General features: G+C 70.9%; 12 protein-coding genes and 1 pseudogene. 7 read left to right on the plus strand and 6 right to left on the minus strand.

Features of this window, described 5'->3' with window-relative positions; translation table 11 throughout:
- Window positions 1-8: 8 nt before the first annotated feature.
- The 3 genes and pseudogenes from ACZ3TI_RS11245 to ACZ3TI_RS11255 form a co-directional block, all read right to left on the minus strand.
- On the minus strand, window positions 9-1,013 hold the full coding sequence (locus ACZ3TI_RS11245; protein WP_465725788.1) for a Yip1 family protein: 1,005 nt from the start codon (window positions 1,011-1,013) through the stop codon (window positions 9-11).
- Window positions 1,014-1,223: 210 nt separating this feature from the next.
- Window positions 1,224-2,297 (minus strand): annotated as a pseudogene (gene manB, locus ACZ3TI_RS11250) (mannose-1-phosphate guanylyltransferase); the annotation flags it as partial.
- 346 nt (window positions 2,298-2,643) lie between these two features.
- Window positions 2,644-4,869: a (Fe-S)-binding protein gene (locus tag ACZ3TI_RS11255; protein WP_465725790.1), complete on the minus strand. Its 2,226-nt coding sequence runs from the start codon at window positions 4,867-4,869 to the stop codon at window positions 2,644-2,646.
- 333 nt (window positions 4,870-5,202) lie between these two features.
- On the opposite strand from ACZ3TI_RS11255, the gene dnaK reads away from it, so the two are divergent.
- The 6 genes from dnaK (at window position 5,203) to ACZ3TI_RS11285 (ending at window position 11,955) form a co-directional block, all read left to right on the plus strand.
- Complete coding sequence (gene dnaK, locus ACZ3TI_RS11260) at window positions 5,203-7,050, plus strand: molecular chaperone DnaK (protein WP_465725792.1); 1,848 nt, start codon at window positions 5,203-5,205, stop codon at window positions 7,048-7,050.
- A complete protein-coding gene (grpE, locus tag ACZ3TI_RS11265) occupies window positions 7,047-7,670 on the plus strand; it encodes a nucleotide exchange factor GrpE (protein WP_465725794.1) in 624 nt (207 codons plus the stop codon). The genes dnaK and grpE overlap by 4 nt, the downstream gene beginning before the upstream one ends.
- Window positions 7,671-7,816: 146 nt before the next feature.
- On the plus strand, window positions 7,817-8,977 hold the full coding sequence (gene dnaJ / locus ACZ3TI_RS11270) for a molecular chaperone DnaJ (protein WP_465725796.1): 1,161 nt from the start codon (window positions 7,817-7,819) through the stop codon (window positions 8,975-8,977).
- 7 nt (window positions 8,978-8,984) lie between these two features.
- Complete coding sequence (locus ACZ3TI_RS11275; protein WP_465725798.1) at window positions 8,985-9,524, plus strand: heat shock protein transcriptional repressor HspR; 540 nt, start codon at window positions 8,985-8,987, stop codon at window positions 9,522-9,524.
- 182 nt (window positions 9,525-9,706) lie between these two features.
- A complete protein-coding gene (locus ACZ3TI_RS11280) occupies window positions 9,707-10,708 on the plus strand; it encodes a helix-turn-helix domain-containing protein (protein ID WP_465725800.1) in 1,002 nt (333 codons plus the stop codon).
- 629 nt (window positions 10,709-11,337) lie between these two features.
- The gene (locus ACZ3TI_RS11285) at window positions 11,338-11,955 is read left to right on the plus strand and encodes a TIR domain-containing protein (protein ID WP_051709310.1); all 618 of its coding nucleotides are present in this window, start codon (window positions 11,338-11,340) and stop codon (window positions 11,953-11,955) included.
- A 517-nt stretch (window positions 11,956-12,472) separates the two neighbouring features.
- Here ACZ3TI_RS11285 and ACZ3TI_RS11290 read toward each other — a convergent pair.
- From ACZ3TI_RS11290 to ACZ3TI_RS11300, 3 genes are all read right to left on the minus strand, one after another.
- Complete coding sequence (locus ACZ3TI_RS11290; protein WP_465725803.1) at window positions 12,473-13,468, minus strand: LuxR C-terminal-related transcriptional regulator; 996 nt, start codon at window positions 13,466-13,468, stop codon at window positions 12,473-12,475.
- Window positions 13,469-13,556: 88 nt separating this feature from the next.
- The gene (locus ACZ3TI_RS11295) at window positions 13,557-13,748 is read right to left on the minus strand and encodes a hypothetical protein (RefSeq protein WP_465725805.1); all 192 of its coding nucleotides are present in this window, start codon (window positions 13,746-13,748) and stop codon (window positions 13,557-13,559) included.
- Between the two features lie 452 nt (window positions 13,749-14,200).
- Window positions 14,201-15,310, minus strand: coding sequence for a TDT family transporter (locus tag ACZ3TI_RS11300; protein ID WP_465725807.1), 1,110 nt, complete (start codon window positions 15,308-15,310; stop codon window positions 14,201-14,203).
- Window positions 15,311-15,381: 71 nt separating this feature from the next.
- Here ACZ3TI_RS11300 and ACZ3TI_RS11305 point away from each other — a divergent pair, with 71 nt between their 5' ends.
- Window positions 15,382-16,380, plus strand: a complete 999-nt coding sequence (locus ACZ3TI_RS11305) for a LysR family transcriptional regulator (protein ID WP_465725809.1) — start codon at window positions 15,382-15,384, stop codon at window positions 16,378-16,380.
- Window positions 16,381-16,438: the final 58 nt, after the last annotated feature.

A 16,438-nucleotide genomic window follows, 5' to 3' on the forward strand; every position in this document is an offset into this window, starting at 1 on the left:
TTCGCCCGTCAGCCCAGCGTCGGCAGCTTGATCAGCACCAGCAGCGCGAGCAGTTGCAGCGCCGCGGCGGCGGCGGCCTTGCCCCAGGGCAGGTCGTGCAGCCGCCGGACCATGCTGGTCAGCAGGAACGCGCAGAGCGCCCAGGTCGCCCAGCCGACGACCTGGACGACGGCGCTGCCGGAGGGCAGCACCAGGTCGAGCAGCAGCCGGGGCGCGTCGGTCAGCCAGCCGATCAGCGCGGCCAGGCCGACGGTCGACTTCCACGGGCCGTCGCCGCCCAGCTGGCGGGCGAGCCCGTAGGTGACCGCGCCGAACAGCGCGCCGGCCACGGTGAAGCCGAGGGCGGCGGCGAGGATGCCGGTCAGCGCCACGGTGAAGGTGGAGTTGACGATGTCGTCGTGGGTCAGCCCGATGCCGAGCACCGCGAGCGCGCCGTACAGCAGCGAGACGGTGAGGGCGGGCAGCCAGACCTGGTGGTCGCGGGTGCGGTCGAACATCGCGGTCGGGCTGCGGAAGAGGCCGACGAACAGCTCGCGCCAGTGCGGCCGGGGGCCGGCCACGTGCGGGGAGGACTGGCCACCGGCCCGGTAGACGGCGACGTTGTCCTGCCCGTACGGCGCCTGCGGCGGCTGCTCGTACGGCTGGTGCTCGTACTGCGGCTGCTCGTACTGCGGCTGCTCGTACGGCTGCTGCTGCCCGTACGGCGGGTACTGCCCGTACTGGCCCTGGTCCGGGTGCTGCCCCTGGTCGTAGTACCCCTGTCGGCCGCCGCCCGCGTACGGGTCGCCCGTCGGGAACGCGCGGGTGTTCCCCGGCCGGTCGGCGGCGTACGGGTCGTGCCCGTCGCCGGCCGTCCCCCCGGGCCCGCCCGCGGCGCGCGGGTGCGGGGCCGTGAAGTACTCCGGCCCGTCCGTCTGCCCGTACCCCTCGGGCGCCGGCGGCGGTGGAGGGGCCGACCACCCGCCGTGCGGGCGGTCGGCGCCCTGACCGCTGTCGTATCGATTACCAGCCACGCTCTGAAGGTACCCGTCCGGCCCAACCCGCGTCGGCCCCGAACGAAGCCGGGGCCGGTTTGCAGCCAGGCTGAGACGAACGGGGCCGAAAGCCGCCCGGCGGCTCGGCGGACGGACCGGAGACCCGGGCCGGCGCTACCGCTGCGCGGTGACCGAAGGACCGTGCACGGCCGCCGCCGCGCTGGTGCCGGCCGGGCAGCCGCCCGGGCCGGCCGAGGTGCGGACGGCGCCGACCGGCAGCAGCGTGCCGCAGGCGATCCGGATGCCGTTCGGCAGCTCGTTGTCCGACTCCACGATCGCGCCGTCGCCGATCACCGCGCCGTCCAGCGCCGAGCGGTCGCCGACGCTCCCGTAGGCGCCCACGATCGAGTCCTTGACCAGGGCGTCCGGGCCGATCACCGCGCCCGGCAGGATCACGCTGCCCTCGACGATCGCGCCGGCCTCGACCACCGCGTCCTCGGCGACCACGGTGCCGCCGCTGAGCACCGCGTCCGGGTGGACGGTGGCGCCGGGCAGCAGCAGGGCCTCGCCGGTCGGGCCGGGGACGGCCGGGGAGTCGACCTTGCCGAGCACCAGGTCGGCCGAGCCGCGGACGAAGGCGGCCGGGGTGCCGAGGTCCAGCCAGTACGAGGTGTCGACCACGCCGCGCAGCAGGGCGCCGGTGGCCAGCAGCTCGGGGAAGGTCTCGCGCTCGACGGAGACCTCGCGGCCGGCCGGGATGCGGTCGATCACGGACCGGGTGAAGACGTAGCAGCCGGCGTTGATCTGGTCGGTGACGATCTGCTCCGGGGTCTCCGGCTTCTCCAGGAACTCCAGCACCCGCCCGTTCTCGTCGGTCGGGACGAGGCCGAAGGCGCGCGGGTCCTCGACCCGGGTGAGGTGCAGGGTGACGTCGGCCCCGGCGGCCACGTGGCCGTCGCGCAGGCCGGCGATGTCGACGCCGGAGAGGATGTCGCCGTTGAAGACCAGGACCGGCTCGTCGGGGCCGCAGGTCAGCCCGGAGGCGGCGTTGCGGATCGCCCCGCCGGTGCCCAGCGGCTCGCGCTCGGTCAGGTAGACCAGCTCGATGCCGTACGGGGTGCCGTCCTGGAAGTGGTCCTCGAACACCTCGGCGAGGTACGAGGTGGCCAGCACGACGCGGGTGACACCGGCGGCGGCCGCGCGGGCCAGCTGGTGCGCGATGAACGGGACGCCTGCCACCGGCAGCATGGGCTTGGGGGTGTGGGTGGTCAGCGGACGCAGTCGCGTGCCCTTACCACCGACCAGCATGATCGCCTCGGTCATGGTCTGCGCTGTTCCCCTTGTGGTCTCTGCGGCCCGGCCCGGCGGGCCGATCCTTCCGTCGGTGTTCCGCCCCGTCCGTCCGGCCGGCGCGGGTCGGCACCCGTCCGGTCTTCCGTCCGGAACGGGCCGACCGGCTCGGAGCCGGTCGGCGCCTACTGTATTTCCTTCCAACCGAATGCCCGTCCGGCCCCTGTGCGACGGACGTCACTCCGGTTCCGCCGGCACCGCCGCCGCGTGCCATCTCATCGGCCCAAAAGCCCGGCCCGGTGGGCGCGTTGACGGCGTCCACCGGGCCGGGCAGTTGTAGCAGAACTGTCGAACAGCGGGGCTGTCGGGCAGCGGACGGCTACGCGTCCACCGTCGCCGGCTGCTCCTCGGCCTCGGCCGGCGGGGTGGCCTTGACCGAGTCCAGCAGCAGCTGGGCCACGTCGACCACCTTCAGGTTCTCCTTGGCCGCGCCCTCGTTCTTCTTGCCGTTGACCGAGTCGGAGAGCATCACCAGGCAGAACGGGCAGGCGGTGGAGACGATGTCCGGGTTGAGCGACAGCGCCTCGTCCACGCGCTCGGTGTTGATCCGCTTGCCGATGCGCTCCTCCATCCACATCCGGGCGCCGCCGGCGCCGCAGCAGAAGCCGCGCTCCTTGTGGCGGTGCATCTCCTGCTGGCGCAGACCGGGGACCTTGTCCATGATCTCGCGCGGCGGGCTGTAGACCTTGTTGTGGCGGCCCAGGTAGCAGGGGTCGTGGTAGGTGATCAGGCCCTCGACCGGGTTGACCGGGACGAGCTTGCCCTCGTCGATCAGGTGCTGCAGCAGCTGGGTGTGGTGGATCACCTCGAAGTGCCCGCCGAGCTGCGGGTACTCGTTGGCGATGGTGTTGAAGCAGTGCGGGCAGGTGGCCACGATCCGCTTGGTCGGGGCGTCCTCCAGCGCGGCGTTCAGCGTCTCGACGTTCTGCGCGCCGAGCATCTGGAACAGGAACTCGTTGCCCAGGCGGCGCGGGGAGTCACCGGTGCAGGTCTCCTCCTTGCCGAGGATCGCGAACTTCACGCCCGCGGTGTGCAGCAGCTCGGCGAAGGCCTTGGTGGTCTTCTTGGCGCGGTCCTCGAGGGCGCCGGCGCAGCCGACCCAGTAGAGGTACTCGACCTCGGCGGGGTCGATGTCCTCACCGATCACCGGCACCTCGATGCCGGTCTCCTTCTTGAGCTCCTTGACCCAGTCCAGGCGCGCCTTGGTGGCCAGGCCCCACGGGTTGCCCTTGTTCTCCAGGTTCTTGAGCATCGTCCCGGCCTCGGTCGGGAAGTTGCTCTCGATCATCACCTGGTAGCGGCGCATGTCGACGATGTGGTCGATGTGCTCGATGTCCACCGGGCACTGCTCGACGCAGGCGCCGCAGGTGGTGCAGGACCACAGCACGTCCGGGTCGATGACGCCGTTCTCCTCGGCGGTGCCGATCAGCGGGCGCTCGGCCTCGGCCAGCGCGGCCGCCGGGACGTCCGCGAGCTGCTCGGAGGTGGCCTGCTCGTTGCCCTCCATGTCCTTGCCGCCGCCGGCCAGCAGGTACGGCGCCTTGCCGTAGGCGTGCTCGCGCAGGCTCATGATCAGCAGCTTCGGCGAGAGCGGCTTGCCGGTGTTCCAGGCCGGGCACTGCGACTGGCAGCGACCGCACTCGGTGCAGGTGGAGAAGTCGAGGATGCCCTTCCAGGAGAAGTGCTCGACCTGGGAGACGCCGAAGACGGCGTCGTCGGCCGGGTCCTCGAAGTCGATCGGCTGACCCTTGCTGGTCATCGGACGGAGCCCGCCGAGCGCGGTGCCGCCGTCCTCCTCGCGCTTGAAGTAGATGTTGAAGAAGCCGAGGAACCGGTGCCAGGCCACACCCATCGAGGGGTTGATGCCGATGGTGATCGCCCAGGCGAACGAGATGCAGATCTTCAGCATCGCGAACAGGTAGACCAGGTTCACCAGCGTGCCGTGCGACAGCCCGCTGAGCGCGGAGACGATCGGGTACGAGACCAGGTGCTCCGGACCGTACGAGTCGACGCCCTTCAGGGCGCCCTCCAGCGCGCGCAGCATCAGGATGCACAGGCCGATGCCGAGGATCGTGTACTCGACGTAGAAGGCCTGCCAGGCGATCGAGCCGGCGAAGCGGGACTTGCGGCCGGAGCGCGACGGCAGGCTCATCAGCCGGATCACGATGAGGGTCGCGATGCCCAGCGTGGTGAGGGTGCCGACGAGCTCGACGAAGAGCTGCCAGATCATCCAGTGGCCGATGATCGGCAGTTCCCACTCGGCGTCGAAGAGCTGACCCATCGCGTTGACGATGGTCAGCACCAGGCTGAAGAAGCCGACCGCGACGAACCAGTGGGCGATGCCCACGATCCCCCAGCGGTTCATCCTGGTGTGGCCGATGAACTCGACCGCGACGGTCTTCACCCGCTGGGCGGGCTTCCCGAAGCGGGTGGAGTCCGGCGCGCCGGCCAGCACCACCCTGAAGATGTGCCACGCCGCACGGAGGGCGAGCGCGGTGCCGATCACGAAGGTGACCAGCGAGATGACGATCGCTGCTAGTTGCATCGCTCTCCGTCTCCTGCGGCTTGCGGTTGAGCAGTCTCTGCGGTTCTACGGTTGTCGACTTGAGTGTACTGGTCGGTAACTTGCCGGGCCGACGGCCCGGACATTACCGGTCCGCAACAGTCCTCCAGAAGCTTCCCAAGCTATGGCGGCAGTCACGTGACCCCACCCCCGCCACGGGCCGCCACGACACCCGGTTCGGCCAAGGGCTTCCCGGGGGTCCAGGCGAACGGCTCAGCAAAGTTGAGCGCCTCACACTCAGGGCTGTTGACGCCGCCCATCGGGTCATGCATCCTTGAGCCCGTAAAGCTCAACTCTTCCGTGGAGGTATCTACGATGGCACGCGCGGTCGGCATCGACCTCGGCACGACGAACTCGGTCGTCAGCGTTCTCGAGGGTGGCGAGCCCACCGTCATCACGAACGCCGAGGGCGCGCGGACCACGCCGTCCGTCGTCGCCTTCGCGAAGAACGGCGAGGTCCTGGTCGGCGAGGTGGCCAAGCGCCAGGCGGTCACCAACGTCGACCGCACCATCCGCTCGGTCAAGCGCCACATGGGCACCGGGTGGAAGATCAACATCGACGGCAAGGACTTCAACCCCCAGCAGATCTCGGCCTTCGTGCTGCAGAAGCTGAAGCGCGACGCCGAGGCGTACCTGGGCGAGACCGTCACCGACGCCGTCATCACCGTCCCGGCGTACTTCAACGACTCCGAGCGCCAGGCCACCAAGGAGGCCGGTGAGATCGCGGGCCTCAACGTCCTGCGCATCGTCAACGAGCCCACCGCGGCCGCGCTCGCGTACGGCCTCGACAAGGACGACCAGACCATCCTGGTCTTCGACCTCGGCGGCGGCACCTTCGACGTCTCCCTGCTGGAGATCGGCGACGGGGTCGTCGAGGTGAAGGCCACCAACGGTGACAACCACCTCGGTGGTGACGACTGGGACCAGCGCGTCGTCGACCACCTGGTCAAGGTCTTCCAGTCCGGCCACGGCGTCGACCTGTCCAAGGACAAGATGGCCCTCCAGCGTCTGCGTGAGGCCGCCGAGAAGGCCAAGATCGAGCTGTCCTCGTCCTCCGAGACCTCGATCAACCTGCCGTACATCACGGCCTCCGCCGAGGGCCCGCTGCACCTGGACGAGAAGCTCACCCGCGCCCAGTTCCAGCAGCTCACCGCCGACCTGCTCGAGCGCTGCAAGGTCCCGTTCCACAACGTGATCAAGGACGCCGGCATCTCGCTCTCCGAGATCGACCACGTCGTCCTGGTCGGTGGCTCCACCCGCATGCCGGCCGTCGCCGAGCTCGTCAAGGAGCTGACCGGCGGCCAGGACGCCAACAAGGGCGTCAACCCGGACGAGGTCGTCGCCATCGGCGCCGCGCTCCAGGCCGGTGTCCTCAAGGGTGAGGTCAAGGACGTCCTGCTGCTGGACGTCACCCCGCTGTCCCTCGGCATCGAGACCAAGGGCGGCATCATGACCAAGCTGATCGAGCGCAACACCACGATCCCGACCAAGCGCTCCGAGATCTTCACCACGGCCGAGGACAACCAGCCGTCCGTGCAGATCCAGGTCTACCAGGGTGAGCGCGAGATCGCCGCGTACAACAAGAAGCTCGGCATGTTCGAGCTGACCGGCCTCCCGCCGGCGCCGCGCGGCCTGCCCCAGATCGAGGTCACCTTCGACATCGACGCCAACGGCATCATGCACGTCGGCGCGAAGGACCTCGGCACCGGCAAGGAGCAGAAGATGACCGTCACCGGCGGCTCCTCGCTGCCGAAGGACGAGGTCGACCGCATGCGCCGCGAGGCCGAGCAGTACGCCGAGGACGACCACAAGCGCCGCGAGGCCGTCGAGACCCGCAACTCCGCCGAGCAGCTCGTCTACTCGACCGAGAAGTTCATCGCCGACAACGCGGACAAGCTCCCGGCCGACGTCAAGACCGAGGTCGAGACCGCCATCGGCGAGCTCAAGGAGGCCCTGAAGGGCGAGGACATCGCGAAGATCCGCGAGGCCTCGGAGAAGGTCTCCACCACCGCCCAGAAGCTCGGCCAGGCGCTGTACGCCAACGCCGACGCCGCCGGTGCCGGTGCCGCCGCGGCCGGCGAGTCCACCCAGGCCAAGGACGACGACGTCGTCGACGCCGAGATCGTGGACGACGAGAAGCCCAAGGGTGGTGCGTCGGCATGACGGACAAGCCGCAGGGCGGCAAGCCCGGCGACGACTCCGCCGCCGAGGAGGCCGTGATCAAGGCCGCCGAGGAGGCCGCGGCGGCCGGTGCCGCCGAGGGCTCCTCGGAGGAGCTCGCCGGCGCCAAGCGCGAGCTGGCCGAGCGCACCGCGGACCTGCAGCGCCTGCAGGCCGAGTACCAGAACTACCGCAAGCGGGTCGAGCGCGACCGGCTGACCGTCCGCGAGATCGCGGTCTCCAACATCCTGGAGTCCCTGATCCCCGTCCTGGACGACATCGGCCGCGCCCGCGAGCACGGCGAGGTCACGGGCGGCTTCAAGTCCGTCGCCGAGTCGCTGGAGACGGTCGTCGCCAAGCTGGGCCTGCAGCAGTTCGGCAAGGAGGGCGAGCCCTTCGACCCGACCATGCACGAGGCGCTGATGCACAGCTACTCCTCGGACGTCACCGAGGACACCTGCGTGCAGATCCTGCAGCCCGGCTACCGCATCGGCGAGCGGATCATCCGCCCGGCGATGGTCGCCGTCGCGGAGCCCCAGCCGGGCACCCAGACGGTCGCCGCCCCGGACGCCGACGCCGAGTCCGGCGACGCGGACAAGTCCGACGGTGGCTCGGACAGCTGACAACCTGTGACAGCTGACACCCAGTGCGCTGCGGAGTCGTACGCCGGCCAGTACGGCGGCCGGCTCCGCAGCGCGCTGTCAACGGCTCTTCTTTCGGCTGCTGTTGACAGCACAGTGACGATGGACATCGGGAGGTGGCGCGAGCCGTGAGTGGCAAGGACTACGTGGAGAAGGACTACTACAAGGTCCTCGGCGTGCCCAAGGACGCCACCGCCACCGAGATCAAGAAGACGTACCGCAAGCTCGCGCGCGAGTTCCACCCCGACGCCAACAAGGGTGACGCCAAGGCCGAGGAGCGGTTCAAGGACATCTCCGAGGCGTACGACGTCCTCTCCGACGAGAAGCGCCGCAAGGAGTACGACGAGGCCCGCAGCCTCTTCGCCAACGGCGGCTTCCGGGCCGGTGGCGGTCCCGGCGGCACCGGCAGCTACAGCTTCGACTTCGGTGACCTCTTCAGCGGCAACCAGGGCGGTGGCGGCAGCGGAGGGCTCGGCGACGTCTTCGGCGGCCTCTTCAACCGCGGCGGCACCCGGCAGGCCCAGCCCCGGCGCGGCGCCGACGTCGAGACCGAGGTGACGCTCTCCTTCGAGGAGGCCGTCGACGGTGCGACCGTCCCGCTGCGGATGACCAGCCAGGCCCCCTGCCGCAGCTGCAACGGCACCGGCGCCAAGTCCGGCACCACCCCCCGGGTCTGTCCCACCTGCGTCGGCGCGGGCACCGTCAGCCGCGGCCAGGGCGCCTTCGCGCTCTCCGAGCCGTGCAAGGACTGCCGCGGCCGGGGCATGATCGTCGACGACCCGTGCACCGACTGCCACGGCAGCGGCCGCGCCAGCTCGGCCCGCACCATGCAGGTCCGCATCCCGGCCGGCGTCCAGGCCGACCAGCGCATCCGGCTCAAGGGCAAGGGCGCCCAGGGCGAACGCGGCGGCCAGCCCGGCGACCTCTACGTCACGGTGCACGTCGACCCGCACCCGGTGTTCGGCCGCAAGGGCGACAACCTCACCGTCACCGTCCCGGTCACCTTCCCCGAGGCGGCGCTCGGCGCCACCATCGAGGTACCCACCCTCGGCGGCCCCGCCGTCAAGCTCAAGCTGCCCCCGGGCAGCGCCAACGGTCTCACCATGCGTGCCCGCGGCAAGGGCGCCACCCGCAAGGACGGCACCCGCGGCGACCTCCTCGTCACCGTCGAGGTCGTCGTCCCCCAGCACGTCACCGGCGACGCGCTGAACGCCCTCGAGCAGTACCGCGAGGCCACCGTCTCCGACGATCCGCGAGCAGCCCTCTTCCGGGCGGCGAAGGGAGCGTGACGACCAGATGTCCCCGATGAACCCGATGAACCCGGTCGATCCCGACAGCCCGATCGGCCCCGGCATCGGCGAGGGCCTGCCCGGCGACGGCACCCGCCGCACCCGCCGGGCCCCCACGGCCCCGCCGGCGTACGTCCTCACCGAGGACACTCCGGTGTACGTCATCTCCGTGGCCGCCGAACTCTCCGGCCTGCACCCGCAGACCCTCCGCCAGTACGACCGTCTCGGCCTGGTCTGCCCCGACCGCACCGCCGGCCGCGGCCGCCGCTACTCCGCCCGCGACATCCAGCAGCTGCGCGACGTCCAGCGGCTCTCCCAGGACGAGGGCATCAACCTGGCGGGCATCAAGCGGATCATCGAGCTGGAGAACCAGGTCACCGCCCTCCAGTCCCGGATCGCCGAACTGGTCGACTCCCTGGAAGGCGCCGCCACCGCCCTCCAGCAGCGCGAGGCCGCCGTCCACGCCTCCTACCGCCGCGACCTCGTCCCCTACCAGCCCCCCACACCCCAGTCCAGCGCCCTCGTCGTCTGGCGCCCCAAGCGCTGACCCACCCACCCGGCCCGCCGCCGGCCCCCTCCTGTCCGGGGGGTGCCGGCGGCTCGGTGTTGGTGAGAGAGTGTCGACCTGGCGCGGGGGGAGGCCGGCGATCGCATCGTCAGTAATGGACTCGCGTCCTAGGATCTGGGGAACAGGTCCCGGCTGGTTCGGGTGGACGACAAGGAGCCGACATGAGTGGACGAGCTCAACTCGGCCCCATCACGAATGGGGCACCCATACTCTCGGCAGAAGCTCGTGCGCTCTTCTTGCGAATCATCAGGGCCGGTGGCTGTACACCGCAGGACGCCGCCGGATCGGACGAGTCCGATCCGCTGGAAGAGCTGATCAGAATAGGGCTTCTGGTCCCGGACGCCGATACGCCGGGCGTCCTGGTCGCCATCGACCCGACCCGGCTCTCGGAGAGCCTCAGCAGCGCATGGCAGCGGCAGGCACTCGACCTTCTTTCGCGATCCGTCTCCCTACCCGCTGAATTGAGTGAACTCGCCCAGGAGTTTCACACGCCCGAACAGGGCGGCGGCTCCATTGAGTATGTGCATGGGAAGGTGCTGATAAATCAGAAGATGCAGCAGTACGCCGATGCGGGCGCAGAAGAAGCCCTGGCGCTTCAGCCCGGCGGCCCGAGGCCTCCTGAGCTCCTGGCATCAGTCATCGACCGGGACCTCGCCATGCTGAGCAACGGCACGGAGATACGGACGATCTACCACGCCAGCACTCGCTACCACCAGCCCACTCGAGACTACGTAGCACGACTGGCCAAGGCGGGCGGGCAGTACAGAACTCTCGACGAGCCCTACACCCGACTCATCGTCATAGACCGGAAAATTGCCGTCATCCCCGTCACGCACGACTTGAACATGGCGGCCTTCATTCACGAACCCGCAGTGGCAAGCTTTCTTGCCGAACAGGTCTTCGAACCGAGCTGGAGTCGCGCCCTCGACTTCGACGGAGATCGCACCGTCCCCCAGCAAGTGGTCTCGCGACTTCGCCAGACAATCATCGACCTGTTGCTGGCAGGAACCAACCACAGAGTCATCGCACGACGCCTGGGGATCAGCGAACGCACCCTTGCGCGCCACATCGCCGAGATGCGCGAAGAGCACAATGTGGACTCGCTGTTCCAACTCGGGTATGCGCTCGCGCGCGCCGAAGCCGCAGGCGGGGCGCAGCGGTAGAGCCGCGCCCGCGCCAACAGCGCGTCAGACCGGCGCTCGTCCGCAATTCACGAAAGTCATACGCGTGCAAATCCATTGATCGCGGCCGGGCCCATTCAAAGGGCGGACCGGATCAAAGCCGCCTGGCGCGGCGGCTAGCCCCAGCTGATGTCGTCCTGGAGAGAGACAGCGGCAGCGGCCGACGAATCAGCCGTGGTGTACACGTGGTCGGTCACAAGGCACCCGCCCAGCAAAGCAGCCGCACCGACAACCAGAGGCAGAACCGCCTTACGGACAAAACGGCACAAGTTAGACATACCCGCCCCTTCTGTCATCTGCTTCGAACGCAGGGTCAAGACAAACTTATCGAGCACATGTTGCCGTAGAGCATGGAGCCCTGCCAACACCCGCACCCCGATGGATGCGTCATCTCACTGCCAGGCATCCACATGACACCGGGAAACCCTGGACGCGGCAGGGGCCATCGATGGACGATCAGTTCGCCCCCGATAGTCCAGCACCAGTCACCAATTCTGTTGCTGTACTGTCAATTTCACCACAGCAGGGCACCGGACAACTTGAAGCAGCAACCACTCTCAACGCCTGCCGGCGCCACTTTCTAAACCGGTCGGCCTTTCCCCGGAGTCGACATGACCGAGCCCTACCTGCGTCACCACGACAGCCAGGCCCCTGAGGGTCGGCGTGCACGTGTGTTCCTGGCCGCGCCGCTGATGCGGCTGACCGGCCCGGCCGACAGCGTGGTGACGCTCGCCAGCCGGACGCGGCTGACGACGCTCCGCACCACCCTGCTCCGCAGCGGTGCCGCCGTGTACAGCGCGCACCACAGTGACGCCTGGACCATCTCCGGCCGCGCACCGGAGCCCCGCGTTCCGTCCGACTTCCGCGCCCTGCAGTCCGCGGACCTCGTGTTCGCCTACGTGGGAGCGCCGCTCTCGGCCGGCGTGAGCCTGGAGCTCGGGTGGGCGTCGGCGCTGCGGAAGCCGATCGTCCTCCTCGTCGACGAGGCCATCACCCACAACCCGCTGATCGCCACCATCGAGCAGGTCGCCCCCGTCCTGCCGCTGGTCTTCGACGACACCTGGTCGCAGGAGGCCCTCAACCACACGGTGGAGACCGCTCTCGACTGGGCCGGCATGGCGCTCTCCCTGCGCGAGGGCTTCTGGACCGCCCCCGGCGAGCAGTTCAACGTCCCCCGGCAGCAGCCCCCGGTCCCCGGCTACTGGCCGACCGGTGCCGCCACCGGCTGAGCAGCGCTCACCCACCGGACTCCCCCGTCCGGGCTCCCCGCATCTGCCAACCCAGCTGGAACAGCGTCTCCGCGTCGTACTGCTCACGCAGCCGGGCGATGTGACCGGCGACCGTCCGCTCGCCAGCCCCATCCGGCTCGCGATCGCCCGCTGCGTGAGCCCACGGGCGAGGAGGCGGCCCACCTGCTCGTGGACAGTCGGCTCGATCGAACCGGATGCCAACGCCTCCCAGTCCACGACCTGGGCCTGCGCCCACTGCTGTTCGAAGGCCCCGACCAGGTACGCCACCGGTGCGGTGTCGTCCACCACGGCGACGGCGGTGTTGTCGGGGGCCGCCGAGATCACGGCGACAACGCGATCGAAGCGTCCGGCTGAAGGGGACGTCGAGGATGCGGATCCGCGAGCCCACCTTCGCGGCCTCCGCCGCGAACTCGACCTGGTCCCGGTCCAGCCGGGCCTGCGGCTGGTAGATCGTGCCCACCGAGCCCGGTCCGGGAGGGCGGCGGACAGCAGGGGTTCATCGGTCATCGCGGGAGCCTCGCATCAGCCAGCCGAGCTGGAAGAGGGTCTGGGCGCCGTAGCGGTCGCGCAGGCGGGAGATGTGGGCGGCGACGGTGCGTTCGCTGAGGCCCAGGCGGGTGGCGACGGCGCGTTGGGTGAGGCCGCGGGCGAGCAGGCGGGCGACCCGGTCGGGGATGGTGCGGGTGGGGCCCTGGCCGAGGGTGGCGGCGGCCTCGGTGGTGTCGGCGCGGGCCCAGTCGCGTTCGAAGGTGCCGACCAGGAAGGTGATGGTGGCGGGGTCGCTGATGAAGGCGGCGGTGCTGTTGTCCTCGTTGGCGGAGATCACGGCGACGGTCCGGTCGAAGACGATGATCCGCTGGAAGGGTTCGTCGAGGACGCGGATGAGCGAGCCGTGCCGGGTGACCTCCTCGGCGTAGGCGAGGGCGGGCGGGTCGGCGAGGGCGACGGGCTGGTAGATGGTGCGCAGGGAGCAGCCGCGCTGGAGGAGTTGGACGTCCTGGCGGAGGGCGACCTGCAGGGTGTCGGCGGGGCGGTGGCCGGGCTGGGCGGTGAGGACCTCGGAGCGGCAGTCGGAGACCAGCTGGGAGATCCGCTGGCGGATGTGGACGTGCCCCTCGACGTAGACGGCGCCGCCGGCCCGGCCGGAGGGGCGGGGCATGGTGTCGTAGGCGCGGGTGAGGCTGTCCAGGGCGCCGGGGAGGCTCTCCGCACGGACCAGCAACCGGGTTGCCTCGCTGCGGAGTTCGGCGCCGAGGCGGTCGCTGACCGAGCGCGGGCTGACGGCGGTGTAGCAGCGGTCCACGGGGTTGACCATCAACAGCCCGATGTCGATGAGCCGCTGGAGGGCGTCCCGGTCGGCGTCGGCGACGGCTGCGCAGGGGATGCGGCCGCCCTCGTCGATGATCGCCAGGTACAACTGCCGGGCGGCCTCGTCGGGTTGTTCGCCCACGGGCGCCGTCTGGTGCGGCGCGACCGCCGGTTTCGCCGTCACGTCGCACTCTCCCTGCCGGATGCCTCTCCCCTGGTGCTGCCCGCGCTCCCCCGCCGCGCGAGCCGCGGGTACCGATTGCCGGGCGGGCTCACGGTACCGAGTGCCGGTACGGCGTGATCATGCGGTCGGCGGTCACGGTACCGGGTGGGACGGCGGGCGCCCGGGCCCGGGTGCCGTCGCACACCGGGAGGTCCGGGGCCCGCCGTCGGCACGCCAATGCCACGGCGATTCCGTCGAGGCGGAGCAGCAACGCCTCGCCGGCTCCGGTTCCGGAGGCCATCACCACACATGGTCCCCGGCCGGTGCTCTTCCCCCCCGTTCCACGGGCGCAGGAATGGCGCGCCTGCGGTCAGTATCGAAGAGCGAGTCGCCACCAGCGGGCTGCGATTGCCCGGGCGACTTGGCGTGACTCCACCCTCACAGTGTGACGGCCGGTGAACAAGTGCCGCCCGAGTGCATGTTCACGCAATTGCAGCTACCTGCACCGGGGAACGGGCGCGGTTGGCTCAGGCGGCGGCGGGGATTCCGGTAAAGCCCGAGGCCAGCGGGAGGACGGGCGGCGCCCGGCGGTACCGCCGGTCGGGGTGCACGGGCAGCCCTGCGGGTGCGCGTTCCTGCACCGTCCTCATGCTCCTGAGCTGCATGTCTACGCGCGGTGTCAATCGACCGCGCCGGAGGAGGGCCTCGGCCGGAGGAAGATCCTCAGGAGCACGGCTCCCGGACGGCGGATCCTCAGCGCGCCAGCAGCCGCCCGCGTGCCAGCCCGGCCGCCGTACCGCCCGCCGCGAGCACCCAGGCGAGCGCCAGCAGCAGGTACAGCCCGGCGGCCAGCGCGGTGAAGCCGCCGAAGCCGGTGTGCCGGGCGAGCGCGGAGGCTCCGGTGACGCAGGTGCCGATCGGGAAGGTGTAGGCCCACCAGGTCATCGCGAAGGGCATCCCGGCCCGGCGGGCGCGCAGGTTGGCGGCGAGCGCTACGGCGAGCCAGAGCACGGCGACCCCGATCACCGCGACGCCGTACAGCTCGGCGAGGTCGCGCATGGCGGGCGCCAGCGCGGGCAGCACCGGCCGGGCGGCGTCGGCGATCTGGTGGACGGCGGTGACGGACTGGCCGAGCGGGCCGAGCACCAGGAACAGCGAGGGGGTGAGCACCAGGGTGGGCAGCTTGCTGTGGAACAGCCCGGTGAACACCACCGGCAGCAGTACCAGGGTGGCGAGCAGCCCGATCCCGAACAGCGCGCAGCAGGCGTACAGCATGGCCTGTTGCGGTGTCCCGGCCGGCAGGTGCGGGATCAGGGCCGGGCCGCAGGCGGAGGCGACCAGCGGGGCGACCACCGGCAGCAGCCAGGTCGGGTTGGCCTCCAGGGCGGAGACCGGGTGCCGGGTGATCATCAGGTACGGGATGCCGCCCGCGACGGCCAGCGCGTACAGAGTGCCGACGCCCCACAGCACGGCGTCCACGGCGACCGCCGGGCCGGTGCCGATGACCCGGGAGCCGACCAGCACCGTCCCGAGCCCGACCGCGAGCAGGGCCATCGGCGGGCAGCCGTAGAAGACGGCGGTGGCGGGCTGGTCCAGCAGGTGGGCGCGGGCGGTCTCGCGGTGCCGGGTGAGGTGGACCAGCCGGGCCGAGCCCAGGACCAGCAGGGCGGCCAGGCCGAGCGCCCACATCACCTCGCCGAAGCCGATCAGCCCCGGCAGCCGTACCGGCAGGGCGGCGGCGCCGCTGCCGAGGATCGCGGTGCCCATCACGACGGCGTACCAATTGGGGCCGAGCTGGGAGAGGTCGAACCGGGAGCGGACGGCAGGGCGGGCGAGGGGGCGGAGTTCGGCCAAGGTGGACATGCTCCCCACCATCGGTCCGAAGGTCGTGCGCCGGTAGCGCCGACGATCCTATGGGGGCATAGCCTGGACCTATGGCTCTCTCTCCGCGCGTCCCCGAACTCGGCGCCCTGGAACTGCTGCTCGCGGTGGCCCGGCTGGGCAGCGTCGGCCGGGCGGCGGCCGAGCTGGGCGTCAGCCAGCCGACCGCCAGCGCCCGGATCAAGGGCATGGAACGGCAGGTCGGCGTCCCGCTGCTGGACCGTTCGCCCCGGGGCAGCAAGCCCACCGAGGCGGGTCGGCTGGTGGTGGAGTGGGCCCGGCAGGTGGTGGAGGCGGCGCAGGCGCTGGACGCCGGGATCGACGCGCTGCGCGAGCGCCGGGACGCCAAGCTGCGGGTGGTGGCCAGCCTGACCGTCGCCGAGTACCTGATGCCGGGCTGGCTGCTGGGACTCGCCGAGGCGAGTCCGGGCACCGCGGTGACGCTGCGGACGGCGAACTCGGCGGAGGTCGCCGGTCACGTCCTGGCCGGGGACGCCGACCTCGGCTTCGTCGAGGGCCCGGCCACCCCGCCCGGGCTGGCCGGCGCGGTGGTCGCGGCGGACCGGCTGGTCGTCGTGGTGGCGCCCGGCCACCCGTGGGCGCGCCGCCGCACCCCGCTGACCGGGCCGGAGCTGGCGGCCACCCCACTGGTGCTGCGCGAGCCCGGCTCGGGCACCCGGGAGGTGCTGGAGACGGCGCTGCGGCCGTACGGGGGCGCGGCGCAGCCCCGGATGGAGCTGGCCTCGTCCACCGCGCTGAAGGCGGCGGCGATGACCGGAGCGGGACCGGTCTGCCTGAGCGAGCTGGCGGTGGTGGAGGAACTGGCGACCCGGCGGCTGGTCGAGGTGCCGCTGGCGGAGGGGCTGGACCTGCGGCGCCCGCTGCGCGCGGTGTGGCCGGCCGGGCAGCGGCCGGGCGGCCCGGCGCGGGAGCTGCTGGTGCTGACCCGGCGGAGCTTCCCCAGGCGCTCGACGGGGGTTGAGCGCGAGGGGTCGACCACGCGGGATCGAGCGGGAAGAGGAGCGGAAGACTCGGACCCCGAAAAAGGTTGAGCGCAGTAGACTCAACTTAGTGCATGCTGTAGGTAGCAGCAGAAGGACGACGAGGAGG

Source organism: Kitasatospora sp. NPDC023120 (assembly GCF_055560835.1).

Excerpts from the sequence above, each read along its gene's own strand:
- grpE (WP_465725794.1), top strand. The coding sequence starts at position 7,047 with ATGACGGACAAGCCGCAGGGCGGCAAGCCCGGCGACGACTCCGCCGCC.
- dnaK (WP_465725792.1), top strand. The coding sequence starts at position 5,203 with ATGGCACGCGCGGTCGGCATCGACCTCGGCACGACGAACTCGGTCGTC.
- ACZ3TI_RS11300 (WP_465725807.1), bottom strand. The coding sequence starts at position 15,310 with ATGTCCACCTTGGCCGAACTCCGCCCCCTCGCCCGCCCTGCCGTCCGC.
- ACZ3TI_RS11295 (WP_465725805.1), bottom strand. The coding sequence starts at position 13,748 with ATGGCCTCCGGAACCGGAGCCGGCGAGGCGTTGCTGCTCCGCCTCGAC.
- ACZ3TI_RS11275 (WP_465725798.1), top strand. The coding sequence starts at position 8,985 with ATGTCCCCGATGAACCCGATGAACCCGGTCGATCCCGACAGCCCGATC.
- ACZ3TI_RS11280 (WP_465725800.1), top strand. The coding sequence starts at position 9,707 with ATGAGTGGACGAGCTCAACTCGGCCCCATCACGAATGGGGCACCCATA.
- ACZ3TI_RS11305 (WP_465725809.1), top strand. The coding sequence starts at position 15,382 with ATGGCTCTCTCTCCGCGCGTCCCCGAACTCGGCGCCCTGGAACTGCTG.
- ACZ3TI_RS11255 (WP_465725790.1), bottom strand. The coding sequence starts at position 4,869 with ATGCAACTAGCAGCGATCGTCATCTCGCTGGTCACCTTCGTGATCGGC.
- ACZ3TI_RS11285 (WP_051709310.1), top strand. The coding sequence starts at position 11,338 with ATGACCGAGCCCTACCTGCGTCACCACGACAGCCAGGCCCCTGAGGGT.